Raw genomic sequence first — 15,160 nt, forward strand, 5'->3', positions numbered from 1 at the left:
CTACCACCAATCCTTCAGGTTCGCATTTTGCGCACCGTTGGTGTCTTCCTTTTCAAATTGCAGCATAAAGCGTGTCTTACCGTCTTTTGAGCAATAGGAGTAACTCCCTCCTAACTGGTTGACCAATGAATTCAGCAATTCATAACCGGTTGTATGTTTTTGTGAAGCCATATTCTTGTAATTATCCGCAAAGCCTTTGCCATCGTCAGTGATACTTATATGCACTGTGTTATCTCTTTCAAAAACGCGGATTTCAATTAAGCCCTCCTTTTGTTGCTCAAAAGCATGTTTGAAGGCATTGCTAATAATTTCATTCAAAATTAATGAACAAGGATGGGCTTGGTTCACATTAAGTTCAACAGGCTCGATTCGGGGCACAATTTCAATATTTAGCTGATCACCCTTATAGTACTCACGTACTGTATGAATAATTTTATTCATAATAGGAGCGATTTCTATTTTTTGAAGGCTCTCCGATTCATAAAGTACCTCATGCATAGAGGCAAGAGATTTAATTCTTCCCGCGCTTGCAAACAACCTGCCCTGCACGTATTCATTTTCTTCATTGAAAGCCTGCAGTTGCATTAAACCGGATACAATAGCCAGGTTATTTTTAACCCGGTGATGAAGCTCAGCCAGCACTATATTTTTTTCTTTGATGGCTTTTTCAAGCTTTTCCTCGGTATCCCGGAAAGAGGTTACATCTTGCCCCGTCAAAATAAATCCGGTGATGAAACCATAATCATTTTCCAACGGATCCAGCTTTCCTGAAAAGAAATAGGGATCCCCGCACTTTTTAACCTGGTGAAGTTCTCCTTTCCAGCGCAGCCCTTTCTCTATGGCATTTTTCAATTCCCGTATCTGGGGCGTTAGTGACATACCTGAAGTCAGAAAGACCGCTTCTTTTCCTTTTATTTCATACTGGTTGTATCCTGTAACTTCCAGAAAGCTCGGATTTCCGTATTCAATGTTTCCCCAGCGGTCAAGTATAAGCACCATAGACGGGCTAAACTCTAAGGCTTTCTCTAATTTTTCGTGATTTCGTAGTCCCTTTTGGTCCTCTTCGGTAGCGGGAAGTGAAGAGGCATTGAACATACTGTTTGGGAAACCTTCCTTTTTTGGGGGCTTACCTGAATGGGCGCTGGCCCAACGTATCAGCTTGTCGGTAGCAATGCCCTCAGACAGTATTTCTTTAAGCTTGTTGGATGAGGAGCCGGCATTCTTAACCTCTTTAGAATCGTTTCCGGTATTCTTTTCGTTGTCGAAAGATTTTTTTTGAGGCTTTGGTTTTTCCACTTATACAACTCCGAGCAATGGCTCCCATTTAAAGTTTCTCGAGTGAATCTATTTCTTTCTCAGCACATGCCTTTTTAAGACTTTTGCTGAACTGCAGGTTATCGTCATTAAGTGCAGGTTATATCTACGCTTTCACAAAATAGAATGGGTGAAACACCAGCCGAAGCTCAGAGTGTTTCACCTATTCAATATCTTTGATACCGAAGGAGATGTGCAGGACCTGAGGCCAAGCCATCTCCCGGTATTCTTATTTCTTAAAAATTAATTGAAGAAGAACTCTTCGGGGTGACCATTACTATGGCCATTGACACCATTCTTACTGTGGCCGTTTTTTCCGTTCCCATTTCCATTTCCGTTTCCAGAATAATAATTATCAGGAGACGACAGATGGCCGTTACTTTGAGGCCGGCTAACCGGTCTGCTTAGTTGAACGTTGTTTTGTTGATTTTTCTCGATCAATGCAATTAATCGTCCCACAATATTCTTCATTTCAGATGCCTGAGATGATAACTCTTCAGCAGCACTGGCTGATTCTTCGGCAGACGAAGCATTAGCTTGAACCACATCATCAATTTCATTCATCACAGAATTCAGTTGCTCAATTCCGGTAGCTTGCTCTTTAGAAGCAGCTGAAATCTCAACCACCAGGGTGCTAACGTTTCCGATACTCTGCTCAATTTTCTGCAGGTTTTCAGATACTTCTTCTGCAACGCTGGCTCCCCGCTCGGAACTTTCTTGCGAACGTTGAATCAATTCAGAAGTATTAGCAGCGGCTTCGGCACTACGCTGAGCCAGGTTTCTAACTTCCTCGGCTACTACTGCAAATCCTTTCCCTGCTTCACCGGCACGTGCGGCCTCAACGGCAGCATTCAATGCCAACAGATTGGTCTGGAACGCGATATCATCAATGGTTTTAATAATCTTGGAAGTCTCCAGAGAGGAATCCTTGATTTCTTCCATAGCGGTAGTCATACGTCTCATGGCTTCCACTCCATTCTCAACCAATGGCTTAGACTCTTTCATGGCCACTTCAGCCTGGCTTGAGTTATCCGCAGAGTGCTTGATCTGAGATGACATTTCTTCAAGCGAAGAAGTAGTTTCCTGCAGGTTTGCCGCTTGCTGGCTGGTTGTTTCTGCCAGCGACTGGCTGGAAGAAGAGACTTCTGTGGAAGCAGCATGTACCTGATCGCTTGCATTGTTCAGCATTTCAATAACCGATCTCAGGCTGTCGCCAATTTTCTTTCTGGTAACAAGACCAAATACAAGAGCCAGAGAAATCGCAATAAGTGAAGCTATACTAATCAACCATACATTGAAACTTGCTGTTTCTTTTGTCTCTTCCGCCAAATCACGTGCTCCGTTCTCAGCCGCTTCATTTACCAGAATGGTATTGGCCAATAAGTTATCATACTCTTCATCAGCAATAACTTTGGCTTCCTGCATTTTTCTACTCACAACATTTAGCTGCTCTGAATCTGTAAGATTTCCGAGCTCTTCAGCTGCTTTGTAATAAGTATTCAAATTTTCTTTATAGGAGGTAATACTCGCTTTCAAGTCTCCTATTACAGCCTCTAATTCAGGTAATTCGTGTTGTTCGGTATATTCCACTAATTCTTGGTACTCACCCTCAATCTTTTCAAAACGGGATAATGCCGTCTGCATGTATTCTTCATTACCTGAAGCGGTGTACTGAAGGTGTTCATAACCCGCTTTACGTACTGCTTGCTCAAGAGCTGCTGCCGACCCCCATTCTGAGAGATAAATATCAGCAATGAGTGTTGCATTCTTATCAACTTTGGTGAAGGAAAATATTGCTATCACTCCTACCAAAAGTGTTATCGCAGAGGCTATCACAGTTAATGTGAGTATGCGCTGTCCTATGGTCTGCTTATCATTGCCAACCGACGCACTGCCCGCACTAATCTTACTTAGTATTTGATCTTTAATAGACATTTTTTTGATGTTTTCGATGTTTGTATTCCACTTTACCTAACTTTTTTTACGGGATGTAGCTTATATATCATCTTATCCTGTAAACACGTACACATCGTTTTGAAATCTTCCTCTACGGACTTATTTCAATCAAATGGTTTTGTACTTTCCTTCTTTATCGGTAATCGTGCCCATTACTTAAATCTTTTATCCAGGGTACCCTAAAACCAAGCCCCGCAACATATTACATACTGCGAGGCTTGGTACAATTCGTTTTGAATTTTATTTAAAAGTCGCTGAAGTCTTCATCTTCATCGAATGGAATCAGGTCGCGGGCACTTTCCTTTTTCTTTCCATTTGTATTATGCCCGTTGGATGATTCTTTAGCTACGGAAAAAGACTCCTCTTCCGGCTCTTCATAGGCTGGTCCAGATGGTGCTGCCGGTGACTCATCCTGGAAATATTCACCGTAATACTCATCTTCTTCATAGAAAGCGCCTGATGAGTCATACTCTTGAACATCAATGTTACCTACTAAGCCCATCAGTTCTTCCACAATAGTATTCATCTCTGCAGCTTGCGACGAGAGTTCTTCAGCGGCACTGGCCGACTCCTCAGAGCTGGATGCATTTTCCTGCACCACACGATCCATTTCATGCATCACCGAGTTCATTTCTTCAATACCGGTTTCCTGCTCTTTAGCCGCGGCTGAAATTTCGACCACCAGGGTACTTACGTTGTTCACGCTTGTTTCAATCTGATGCAGATTCTCAGCTACCTCGCTGGCAACGGCTGCTCCGCGTTCAGAACTACCCTGCGAGCTTTCGATAAGTTCTGAGGTATTCTTGGCAGCTTCCGCACTCCGCTGTGCAAGATTTCGTACTTCCTCTGCCACTACAGCAAATCCTTTACCTGCTTCTCCAGCCCGGGCTGCCTCAACAGCCGCATTCAATGCCAGCAGGTTGGTCTGGAATGCGATGTCATCAATAGTCTTAATAATCTTAGAGGTTTCAAGAGAAGAATTCTTAATCTCCTCCATCGCCTTATTCATACGCTCCATGGCTTCTACACCCTTTTTGATCATAGGCTCTGCTTCTTTCATGGCCAGTTCTGCTTCAGAAGCATTGTTTGCTGTTTGCTTGGTTTGCGAAGAGATTTCTTCAAGCGATGAAGTAGTCTGCTGCAAACTTGCGGCCTGTTCGCTGGAACTTTCTGCCAATTCCTGGCTGGCCCCCGAAAGCTGACGTGAGGAAGCGTTCACCTGATCGGCACCGCTTGTAAGTCGGGCTATCAGGTTTTTGAGGGCACCGCTGATATTACGTCCAACCAATAAGCCCAACAGCAGAGCGCCACCTACAGCTACCAATATACCTATACCGATAATCCATGAATACTGGCTTACCGTTGCAAGCGTATTATCGCCTTGCTCAAAAGAGAGGTTGGTAGCTACTTCAGAAAGAGCTACAGCATTACCAATGATTTCATCATAAGTAGCAATACGAATTTCTTCCTGTTCAGACACTACTTTACGGGCATCTACCATTTCATTAATAGAAGCAATATTGTCATTTAAAATTCCCAGAGCCATGCTCAGGTACATTTGCTGTTCCGGATCGGTTACTTCCTGGGTAATGTCCCCAAAATCAGAGCGCACGGCTTTCAGCTGTTCATCTAATTCGGCGAAAGTACCTGCATCGTTTGTTGCCTCCGCCTTCCAGAGGGTTTTGATAGAACTGTTAAAAGTTCGGGTAAGATCATCTATTTTGGCAATCTGACTGTTTATAAGCGCTACCTGTTGCTGGTTGTTACCACCAGCCAAAGAGTTCAAACTATTTCTTGCAGCTGCATGGTATTCATCCACAATAGAAAGAAATTCACCGGCATTACCATCTACTTGCGAACGGTACCGTAGTAGAGAGTTCGTTGCTTCATAATAAATTTCTACTGACTCCCGGTATCCCTTAAATGCTTCTTCCAGCCCTCCAATTCGACTATTCAGTTCAGCTAAATTTTGAGCTTCAGATAATTCCCGGGCTTCCTGAATGGCAGAATCGGCATTTGCAAAGTTAACCTGGGCCTGGTTATAAAATTTATCCTCATTGGTGAGACTGTACATTGCCATATTATAGCCCACCTCCCAGGTTTCCGTTTCTACTGTAGAAGCCACATCCCATTCCGGCAAGTAAGCTTCTACCAACCGGTTGGTATATCCTTCAATAGAAAAAAGTGCGAAATAGGCTACCACGCCAAGCAACAGGGTAACGAAACCGCCCCCAAGAGCAATAGCCGCAATTTGCTTATTAATGGTCCATTTCCCCTTGCCTGTCCGAAATGATTGTTGAACTCCAGATAATTTATTTTTTAAGTCTGCCATAACTTTTGACGTTATTTCTTTTCTCGTATTTATTGTGATGGGTACAGGAAAACCGCTTACACCTGCCGCATCATTATAGTTTTAGGGTATCATACACCTTGTCTGACTTTTATCGGATTAATTTCTGAAACCTTAAGGCACTTTTTTTCTAAAAATATCCCGCCTTTGTCGCAGATTCATAGATAGCTACCTACATACCTGGTCTTAATTCTGGGACATTTCTCTACCTGAACAACTGAAATCTGGCAACCAGATAGTTGACCGGTTTTTTACTGATATTATTTGTCTTACTGATTTAGGATATGTTTACTTCTTTAAGAACTATTAAAATTCTGTAACATTTTACTTACTCTTTACTCTTGTATACTACAGCGTTCCACACTAGAAGAAGCTTATGAATGATTATTCAGACATTATTTACCTTATGGGAGCGATGATAATTTTTTCAATGCTCTCATTGAATGTCTCTCATTTTTTCAGAATCAACGAACAATTTCAGTATCAAAATGAAATTGAATACAATGGCGTAGCGCTGGCCCAGGATATTATTGAAGAAGTTCGCTGGATCTCAGATCCGGACAGAATAACGAATGGCAACCAGGATTGTATCTGCAATGATTATCCCCAAACCATCACTCGTGAATTTGGCCCCGGTCAGAATAATTCTTTGGATTTTACCGTTGACTTGACCATTACCGATGTAAGCGTTCCGGGCTCAAATGCTGTTAATAAACGAATTGAAGTCATGGTGACCAACGAATACCTTCCTGATAATCAGGTTATTGAAATGGAATACATTAAAAGCTATATCGAATAGGGAGGCCTTATGAATATGAATATTGCGACAAGTTTTATAGTGGGTGGCCTTTTACTTATTTCCATTATTACCCTGAATATCCAGGTTTCACAATTCGGAAATTCTTCTACACTGGATATCACCACCAAGCAGCGTTTTGAGACCCTTACCGATTTACTTGAAAATGATATTAGAAAAATTGGACAGGACCTGCCCGGTGGTACCCAGCCATTCATTACTCTTCAGGAAAAGACCATACGCTTTAGATCAGATACCTTTTTCGGTGACGACCGTCCATTTAGTGTCGTAACCTGGGATTTTAATGATACTAAGGAATACAGTGCATCAAGCAATCCCAATGATTTCGAACTTACCCGGCAGGATAATGTGCCCCCTGCCTCCGGTGCCAATAAAGAAGTGTTTGCCGTTACGCATTTCAAGGTTTCTTATCTAAACCATTCTGGAACAGAGGTAGCTAACCTGCCGGCAGATCAAAATCTTGTACGGCAAATCAAGATCGAGTTTATCATGGAATCCGAAGTTCCTGTTATGCAAAATGCGAGTGGGGAAAATGTTTATGAGCAGCTGGTGTATTCCAAATCTTTTTATCCCCCAAATCTTCAATTTTAATTAGGCTAGTACGGAGAATCACTTATGGGACGAGCACTTTTATTTCTGTCCGGCGGTATGATGATTCTGTTTGGAATTGTTCAGCTTTCCATCACGGAAAGACAAAAGATCATTCCTGAGCGGACGGCAGAATACTATACCGATCAGCAAGCAAAAAATATTGCAGCCAGCATCATTGACCTGACCATTGAACAGATTCGGGAAAACCAGGATTGGGTTGGAGGCTTTGATTTTGATAACTATATGGATGCCGAGGTATCGGTAGAAGTGTATGATGAAAACTCCAACAGTTATCCAGATAGTATAAACGCCGGTACCTGGGATGAATATAAGGTGCTTTTGTTTAGCGAGGTAAATTATGAAGGAACTACTTTAGAAACAGAGGTTCTGCTTCAAAGAGATTCTTTCTCCAAATATTCCTACTTCACCGATGCCGAAAGCATGCCAAACGGTCAAACAATCTGGTTTGGCGGCAACGATGCCATTACCGGTCCGGTGCACACCAATGGAACATTCAGTATTCGGGATTCCCCAATTTTTAATGGTCCCGTTACCAGTCCCAATATGTGGAACCGGCTTAATAGTTCTACTAACCCACAGTTTAATGACCAGACCGACTTTAACGCCCCTACCAAAGAACTTCCGGATGCTTCCCAAATAGATGTGCTTGAAAGTGCAGCACACTCATCTGGTTTGACATTTGATGATGATGTTGAACTGGAATTTTTTGTTAATGAAAATGAAGGAACTAATGGCGTTGGTTACGTGAAAGCAGAGCAAACAGGATGGGTTAGATGTAGTCATTCCTGGCATAACTATTGGGAACAGAGAACTACAGAAGAAGATTATAAGATTTCAGATTATAATGGTTTGATAAGTGTTGACGGTAATGTAGACGTTAAGGGTACTGTTAAAGGAGAAGTAACTCTGCATTCATCCGGTGATGTAAACATCACAGGCGACCTCATGTATTATGTCAATCCGGACGCCGACCCTAGTGCCGATCCGCATGACCCCGAATCTAATTATTACCTTGGCTTATTAGGATTAGTGAGTGAAGAAGATGTAACAGTAGATAGCGAAGCTCATCGCGATAACGGAAGCTATGATATTCATATTCATGCGGCCATAATGGCTTTAGGTGATTCTTTTACGGTGGAAAACTACAACGACAACCGCTCCCGAGGCACCCTGAATGTTTTAGGGGGTATCATACAAAAAGTGCGTGGCCCTGTGGGATTAACCAACGGCAGCGGATACACTAAAAACTATGTGTATGACAGACGCCTTCTAAGTATGATTCCCCCAAGTTATCCCCGCGAAAAATGGTTTTCCGTTGTTTATTGGCGTGACCGAACGAATTAATCACCTAACAAAATAATTTCCACTAATTATTAGTCTAAATGCCAATCCCTAAAATTTTTCTGTCTTTTTTATTCTTTTTTGTACTGTTTAACTGTTCTGTTCTGGCACAGTCAAACATCACTTTTAACGTAAATTTGAAGCCACAACTGGAAGATAGTGTGTTTATTCCCGGACAGGACAAAATTGAAATATATGGTAACCTCTACCCTCTTGGAATGAATAAAACCCTTCAACTTGTTGATAAAGCTCCGATTGATAGTATTTATACGGTTGAGATACGCTTTTCTCGCAATTATAATGGCAAAAACCTACGATATAATTATGTATTGCGAACCGACGAAGGGGAACTCCGGGAAAGTAATCCGAGATCTATCAATCTCCAGAAGGGAGAAACAGAATTAGACGCAATTTACTTCAATAGTTTTGCCTGGTAGTTTCTTTAAACTCTTCTTTTCAACCTTAAAACGTAGCCAAAACTCTTTTTTAAGCCCAATTAAATCAGTATAAAGGAAACTACATTTTTCGCAGTCTTAATCTCTGCCAGGGGTATTTATCCAAATAAAGATTTTATTAAGATTTTTTAATATTTTAGATAGTCAATAAGAACCAGAGGTGCTATGTCAGGCTATTCGGAAGTTTTATATGTGATGTTTGCCATGATCATCGTCTCCACTATGGCCTTAAATGCCAACCGTGTAATACAGGTAAATAATGTAAGCATGGTTGAAGGACAGCTGGAGTCGCAAGTGGTGGCCTATGCCCAAAATATAATTGAGGAAGCCCGGGCCCATGCATTTGACGAAAAAACCCGGTATGACACCGGCGGCAACAGTATTGTCCCGGTTAACATCCCTGATGGTTTTTCCGACATAGGTACGGATGGAGAAACCGGCCGCAATAGTTTTAATGATTTTGATGACTTTGACAATCATACGGAGACACTAACTCTTGGCGGTGTTGACTATGAGCTTTCTGTTAATGTAGAGTATGTTACTACCCTGGATTATGCCACCTACAGTACTGCTGTTGGCAAATCAACGTTAAAACGCATTACAGTTAACATAAAATCCGGTTTTCTAAAAAAGAACAACAGCGCGGATACTGAACCTACCAATTATAACTTTAGCTTCATCCGAAGCTATTACGCAGATTAACCATGAATGTAGGCCTTACCATAAGTTACATCATTGCCGGTTTTCTGACTCTTACCATCCTTACGGTAAGTTATAACGTAGGCTTTAGCAATCAGGAAGTAACCACCACCAATATTAAACAAACACATTCACAGGCCATCACGCAAATGGTCATCAGTGATATTCCTAAAATTGGCTTTTCCCAGAAGAAGATTTTAGAGGACCCAATCTTAACTGCGAAAAAGCACGAATTGTCTTTTATTAGCGATCTGGAAAATGACGGCACTGTCCGCACCATAACCTGGGAGTATCACCCTGACATAACCCCGGAACATGCACAGAATCCAAATAAGCGACTATTAACCCGCACGGTAGATGGCACCACTTCTACCTTAGAAATTGGGGTGACCACTTTTAGCTTTCGGTATTACAGCTCGTATGGCGATACAGCTTCTATGCCCATGCCGGTTGCTTCATCCGATTTAGAAGATATTGTACAAATTGAGGTGCTCATTGAACTACAAAGTGAGTACGAATTGAATTATAAACCCTCAGACAGCGGAAATTATGTGGCTACCTTGTGGAGTAAGCGATTTTCGCCTGTGAACCTGAGGCCTAATTAGGAGGAAGAAATGGGACGAGCAATGCTGATATTAAGTGCCGGGGCCATCATAACCCTGGGCATTATGCAAGTGGGAGTTCAGAGCCAGCGTAAAGCCATCGTACAAAATTCTGTTACCTCTGCAAACGAAGTTCAGATTCGTAACAAGGCCTATACCGCAGCCCAATTGGCTATGGAACGTATCAATGAAAGCTCCGGTACCTGGCGCCCTACGGCTGCAAATCCCTGGGTGGAAGAAATAGACGGCGATTCCATTTCTCTGTATTATAATCTCTATAGTACCAGTTCTCCCCAGCCTTATCCATTTTCCTTCTTAAATGCCGATACCATTCAGATTCATGCAAAATCCTGGTATCGAAATCCGGCTAATGACAAGAAGGAAGAGATGACACTGATCTCAAGCTACATAAAATCCGCCATGCATTTCGTTCCTGAATTCAGGTCGGCCCTCTCTTTTGCCACCGATGACTTTGATATCTCTGCCAACGGTAGTGCGTCCATTTCCGGAAATAACCCTCATAATCCCGGTGATTGCGAAGATCGCCCGGCCATTGCCACAATAAGTCAGAATTCGGCAGATGAGGTAGATTTTAAAGTAGATGACAAATACCTGGAAAGTGATAGTGCTAATGTGATGTATGACCCTGAACTTTCTTACGCCCCTGTTGATGAACTCATAGCCCGCCTGCGTAACTCCCCCGGAACGGTTGTTATTAGTGAAAGCGGCACAAACTACAAAGGCGAAATGGGTACACAGGATGACCCGGGTGTATTTTTCATTGAAGACGATACCAAACTTTCCGGCGGTATTTCCGAGGGATATGGCATCTTAGTGGTGCGAAGCTATGGCTCATTAAGCTACGACTCAGCTGGGGTAGAACTGGATATTGCAGGAAACTTTACGTTTAACGGTTTAGTGGTATTTGAAGATGCTTACGCGCTGGATGGAAAAGGAACTCCTACCATTAACGGTTCCGTCTTAATTGGTAAACAAGATGAGGAGACCAGTAATGACATTTCAGTAGATATTACCGGTAACCTGCATATCCAATACGACTGTACCGCCGAGAAATACGCGCAAGTGGCTTCCGCTAAGGAGCTAAAGCAAAACCGTTACAAACGCTTGAGTACGTACGAATAAATTCATCCGAATTTCATATCTTCGTGCTACCATCATTTTGATTGCACCCCATTATTAGTATATCGTTAGGTTTCAGAAGGTGTAACGGATGGTACCCTACTAAAACTAATTTAAATTAATCGGGATTCGGTGCCTAAAGGCTGAACTTTAAGGACCTAAAATTACTTTTCATCTATATGAGATTAACCAGCCTAATTACCTTACTACTTCTACTGTCGCAGGTTCCTGTGTTGGGACAGCAGCAAAATCAAATTTCAGCAGAAGTATCGGTCTCGGCAGATATCATTCAATCCATAGAGTTAATCACCGTTAATTCTATGCAGTTTCAAAATGTACAACCCGGACAGCAAGAGCTCTATATCAACCCGGTTAACGATTTAAATGCCGGTTACATGATTGCTGTTGGTACCCCGGAAGCGGAATTCAGATTAAGCTATCTCCCGGAAAGAGAAATCACTCAAATTGACGGGGATAATACCCTCACTTTTATGTATGAGATTTCCGGGAATACGGAAGAGGATCAATCGACTTCCGAATTGCTGGAAAATGAAAATCAGAATGTTCAATTTAACAGCGAAGGTCGGTATTATTTCTGGATTGGAGGACGAATCAACCTGGAAAATGCAGCACCCGGCAACTATGAGGGAGACTTCACCATAGAAATTGATTATATATAGTTTATGATGCCATCCTGCCTTCACCGGTTTTTATTACTCTTTGGGTTTCGTAAAACTACGGAACCTTGTGGGATGGCTTCGTATTGTTTACTTCTATTCTTCTATTTTGTGTTTGCAGCTGTACAGAGCCACGCCCAGGAAATTGATTTTGGTGATTACAGCTACAAATATGCGGTCTCTATCACCGAACTTAATCCCGCTGAAGACCTGAATTTTGGAACCCTGGTGCAAAATGAGGGCACTGTAAATGTGGAACTTAGCAGTGCAAAAGTGCTCGAAATTGAAGGAGTGAAATACCTGGATGTGCTGGTAGATATCACCGCCGATGAGTACCTGGTGATTGACAGTAATCCAACCTGTAGCAGCAGTAACTGCCGTATCCCTTTTGATCTGGAAAGCGCCTATGCCAATCGCGGTCAAAATAATATAGGCCATGCGGTGATCATGAGCGATGCCGGCGTAAACATGACCACGGCCCTCTTCCCGATTTTAGCAAGGGGAAACCGACCGCCCGGCCCTCCCCCAACCCCCGATTACGAAGGCTACAACCCGGCAGCCTTCAATGAATCCGCCTATTTATATCTCTACGGATCTGTAACCGTTGGAAATGTAGATGCAGGTACCTATTCTGCCAATATCACCATAACGGTAAGCTATGATTAAATATGCCGTACATATTTTATTCTTGATACTGGTTGGGATATGCTGGACTCCTGCCGAAGCTCAATTTGTCAACTTACAAATTCGGGTTGAACCTGAGTTAAGTGCTGAAGTACAGCAAGAACTCGATTTTGGTACGCAAATAACCAATTCGGGGCGCTCACAAATTGGGCTGGGCGATGTAAACATGGGCATCTTTAGTATTCGGGCTTATTACACGCAAAACGTCTACCTGAATCTTACTTTTCCCGATGCATTGATACACTCGAATCCCGCAATTGATCAGGAGATTCCCATGGAATTAAGCATCTCCTACAACAATAGTGGTTTAAACCGCCCTTCCGAATCTACTCCCCTTCCATCCGAAGGCGGACTGGTTGCCATTCATGAGAACACTACAAATCTTACTTCTACCAGCGATATCTGGAAGGAAATGTACATTTATGTGTATGGCTACATCGATATCGGCAATATCCCCAATGGGGAATATACGGGCGATATTGTGTTGACTGTGGATTACGACTGATCTTGCTTAGTTTGTGACTCAAGTATTTCCGTCATACAACAACCTATCATTTCGTCATCCAGAGCCTACCGGCGAAGGATCTTGATTTTTGCAGAGCATCCGCACATAATTCCTAAGCTAACGTCAGTTCGAGATGAGAAATAAATAGCTCCGGCCTTCAGGCCGGTGAAAGCGAACCTCTTGTATAAAGAACCCGAATTTTGATAGCATAAAAGTCCATACGTTTGTAGAGGGTTGGCAGCACGAATGGTAAAAGGCCGTACAGCCCAAGCTTTGAAGAATATATCATGTCATTCATCCATTGGGGCAAAGCTTTATTTTTTCTTGTCTTTGTTCACCGGCCTGAAGGCCGGAACAATTACTATAAAAGTTGAAATATTATCTCGAACTCAGGTTAAGCTACTATTTCTAGTGACTCTTATTGCATTAACTTTGGCCAGTTGATAATCTCATTTAAGGCTAAGGTTCTTCAATGGTAGTTTCAAAATGACCCCATGACATCAGCAGTTAAGAAGTGCTCAGGGTTTTACTGCCCCCCTATGCCATGAGTAAAAAACCAATCAACATAAAAAAGCCCTTTACGCAAAAGCATAAAGGGCTTGTCTGTAATTCGTTAAAAGCTGTGAAGTATTACCAGCGCAGCAGATTAATCTTACCTACATCCACCGAGAGGTTATTCCGGAAAATGGCAATGATAATAGCCAATCCCACAACCGCTTCAGCGGCAGCTACCGCCAGGGCAAAAAACACCAGGATTTGTCCGTCGATATTGCCATGATGGCTTGCAAAAGAAATCAGCGACAGGTTCACCGCGTTCAGCATTAACTCTACGCACATAAAAATCACGATAGCGTTGCGGCGAATCAACACCCCAACAATACCGATTGCAAACAAAATAGCACTCAGTGCCAGATACCAGTCAATTCCTACCATAATTAAATTTCGTCGGTTCTTTTGATTTTATGTTGCGCTATCATCAGGGCGCCTACAACAGCGGCTGTAAGCAGAATGGCTGTCATTTCAAAGGCGAGCAGGTAATCCGTAAACAAAACATCACCAACCGCTTCAACAGTACCAATAGCTACCATTTGGTCGGAGATAGCAGGTAGCATATCGGCAACACCTGCCAGGCTGTAAAAAACCTGTCCTACCACGGCTATGGCCAAAACAAACGCCAGGAAATACTTAAAACGGAATTTATCGAATAACTTTTCTTCGTCATCCACATTCAAGAGCATGATCACGAAAAGAAACAGTACCATGATGGCCCCGGCATACACCAAAATTTGTATGATGGCCAAAAACTGCGCATTTAACAGCAGAAAAATGCCGGCAAGTGATACCATATTAAGTACCAGGAAAAGCGCACTGTTTACCGTGTTCTTATTGATAACCATGGCAAGGGCCGAACCCAAAGCCAATACCGCTAACATGATGAATAAATATACTGTCATATCATTCTTTTTGATGAGCGCTTAAGGTAGCCATATTTGCCACCCTCATCAAGAACCGGACGGGCTATTTTTATGATTTATTAAATTTTCTACCTCTGTTGCATAGGTATTGCTCCATAGAGGGGCTTTCGTCCTTTCGATTTTTAAAATTCTTATAGATGTTAGAATGAATTAAAAACTAAGCAAATCATCGCTGTAGATGTTAGATAACCTGCAGACACTTTTAGTCATTATGAAGACCCTGAAAGGGTCAAACATCAATAGCCCCGGGTAAGCTTGTTCAGGGGACCCGCTTGCGGGGAGCAAACAGGCGCAACCCGGGGTTTCGGAGATAGGAAGAACAAGCTTCGCCCCGGAATGTGAACAGGTTGATGGCGGTGAACGAAGCTTTGGCAACCAATCCCCAATAGGCCAAATATTTGCCCAACCCTCGACAAACATTCATAACTTAATATCCTAAAAGCCTCGGGTTCTTTATTGCTGACAAGCTACCCAGGGTTGCACCCGCTTAGGCGGTTTTACCCTGGGCTATTCATATTTAACCCTTTCAGGGT

At 42.6% G+C, this 15,160-nt stretch carries 16 protein-coding genes; 10 read left to right on the forward strand and 6 right to left on the reverse strand.

What is annotated here, in order from left to right; translation table 11 throughout:
• The 3 genes from FN815_RS13175 to FN815_RS18935 form a co-directional block, all read right to left on the reverse strand.
• Positions 1–1,296 (reverse strand): sensor histidine kinase, encoded by a 1,296-nt coding sequence (locus FN815_RS13175; protein WP_142455114.1) that lies wholly within the window; start codon positions 1,294–1,296, stop codon positions 1–3.
• Between the two features lie 261 nt (positions 1,297–1,557).
• Entirely contained in the window at positions 1,558–3,249 is a 1,692-nt protein-coding gene (locus FN815_RS13180) for a methyl-accepting chemotaxis protein (RefSeq protein WP_142455115.1), read from the reverse strand.
• A gap of 265 nt (positions 3,250–3,514) precedes the next feature.
• Positions 3,515–5,602, reverse strand: a complete 2,088-nt coding sequence (locus FN815_RS18935) for a methyl-accepting chemotaxis protein (protein ID WP_185957301.1) — start codon at positions 5,600–5,602, stop codon at positions 3,515–3,517.
• 394 nt (positions 5,603–5,996) lie between these two features.
• On the opposite strand from FN815_RS18935, the gene FN815_RS13190 reads away from it, so the two are divergent.
• The 10 genes from FN815_RS13190 (at position 5,997) to FN815_RS13235 (ending at position 13,152) form a co-directional block, all read left to right on the forward strand.
• Positions 5,997–6,419 carry a hypothetical protein gene (locus tag FN815_RS13190; RefSeq protein WP_142455116.1) on the forward strand — a complete coding sequence of 141 codons (423 nt, stop codon included), beginning with the start codon at positions 5,997–5,999 and terminating at the stop codon, positions 6,417–6,419.
• 15 nt (positions 6,420–6,434) lie between these two features.
• Positions 6,435–7,028, forward strand: coding sequence for a hypothetical protein (locus FN815_RS13195; RefSeq protein ID WP_142455117.1), 594 nt, complete (start codon positions 6,435–6,437; stop codon positions 7,026–7,028).
• Positions 7,029–7,052: 24 nt separating this feature from the next.
• Positions 7,053–8,393 (forward strand): DUF4900 domain-containing protein, encoded by a 1,341-nt coding sequence (locus FN815_RS13200; protein ID WP_142455118.1) that lies wholly within the window; start codon positions 7,053–7,055, stop codon positions 8,391–8,393.
• A 38-nt stretch (positions 8,394–8,431) separates the two neighbouring features.
• A complete protein-coding gene (locus FN815_RS13205) occupies positions 8,432–8,827 on the forward strand; it encodes a hypothetical protein (protein ID WP_142455119.1) in 396 nt (131 codons plus the stop codon).
• Positions 8,828–9,010: 183 nt separating this feature from the next.
• A complete protein-coding gene (locus tag FN815_RS13210; RefSeq protein WP_142455120.1) occupies positions 9,011–9,547 on the forward strand; it encodes a hypothetical protein in 537 nt (178 codons plus the stop codon).
• Between the two features lie 2 nt (positions 9,548–9,549).
• A complete protein-coding gene (locus tag FN815_RS13215; RefSeq protein ID WP_142455121.1) occupies positions 9,550–10,149 on the forward strand; it encodes a hypothetical protein in 600 nt (199 codons plus the stop codon).
• Between the two features lie 9 nt (positions 10,150–10,158).
• Positions 10,159–11,289, forward strand: coding sequence for a hypothetical protein (locus tag FN815_RS13220; RefSeq protein ID WP_142455122.1), 1,131 nt, complete (start codon positions 10,159–10,161; stop codon positions 11,287–11,289).
• Between the two features lie 176 nt (positions 11,290–11,465).
• Complete coding sequence (locus FN815_RS13225) at positions 11,466–11,966, forward strand: DUF4402 domain-containing protein (RefSeq protein WP_142455123.1); 501 nt, start codon at positions 11,466–11,468, stop codon at positions 11,964–11,966.
• Positions 11,967–12,038: 72 nt separating this feature from the next.
• The gene (locus tag FN815_RS13230; RefSeq protein WP_142455124.1) at positions 12,039–12,629 is read left to right on the forward strand and encodes a hypothetical protein; all 591 of its coding nucleotides are present in this window, start codon (positions 12,039–12,041) and stop codon (positions 12,627–12,629) included.
• Positions 12,622–13,152, forward strand: a complete 531-nt coding sequence (locus tag FN815_RS13235) for a hypothetical protein (protein ID WP_142455125.1) — start codon at positions 12,622–12,624, stop codon at positions 13,150–13,152. Before FN815_RS13230 ends, FN815_RS13235 begins: the two co-directional genes overlap by 8 nt.
• A gap of 630 nt (positions 13,153–13,782) precedes the next feature.
• Here the strand turns inward: FN815_RS13235 and nuoK are convergent.
• The 3 genes from nuoK to FN815_RS18940 all read right to left on the reverse strand — a co-directional run bounded on the left by nuoK (position 13,783) and on the right by FN815_RS18940 (position 15,051).
• The gene (nuoK, locus tag FN815_RS13240; RefSeq protein WP_142455126.1) at positions 13,783–14,085 is read right to left on the reverse strand and encodes an NADH-quinone oxidoreductase subunit NuoK; all 303 of its coding nucleotides are present in this window, start codon (positions 14,083–14,085) and stop codon (positions 13,783–13,785) included.
• A gap of 2 nt (positions 14,086–14,087) precedes the next feature.
• Positions 14,088–14,606 (reverse strand): NADH-quinone oxidoreductase subunit J family protein, encoded by a 519-nt coding sequence (locus FN815_RS13245; RefSeq protein ID WP_142455127.1) that lies wholly within the window; start codon positions 14,604–14,606, stop codon positions 14,088–14,090.
• A 280-nt stretch (positions 14,607–14,886) separates the two neighbouring features.
• On the reverse strand, positions 14,887–15,051 hold the full coding sequence (locus tag FN815_RS18940) for a hypothetical protein (RefSeq protein WP_185957302.1): 165 nt from the start codon (positions 15,049–15,051) through the stop codon (positions 14,887–14,889).
• Positions 15,052–15,160: the final 109 nt, after the last annotated feature.

The organism is Gracilimonas mengyeensis, from assembly GCF_900182705.1.
Lineage (GTDB): Bacteria > Bacteroidota > Rhodothermia > Balneolales > Balneolaceae > Gracilimonas > Gracilimonas mengyeensis.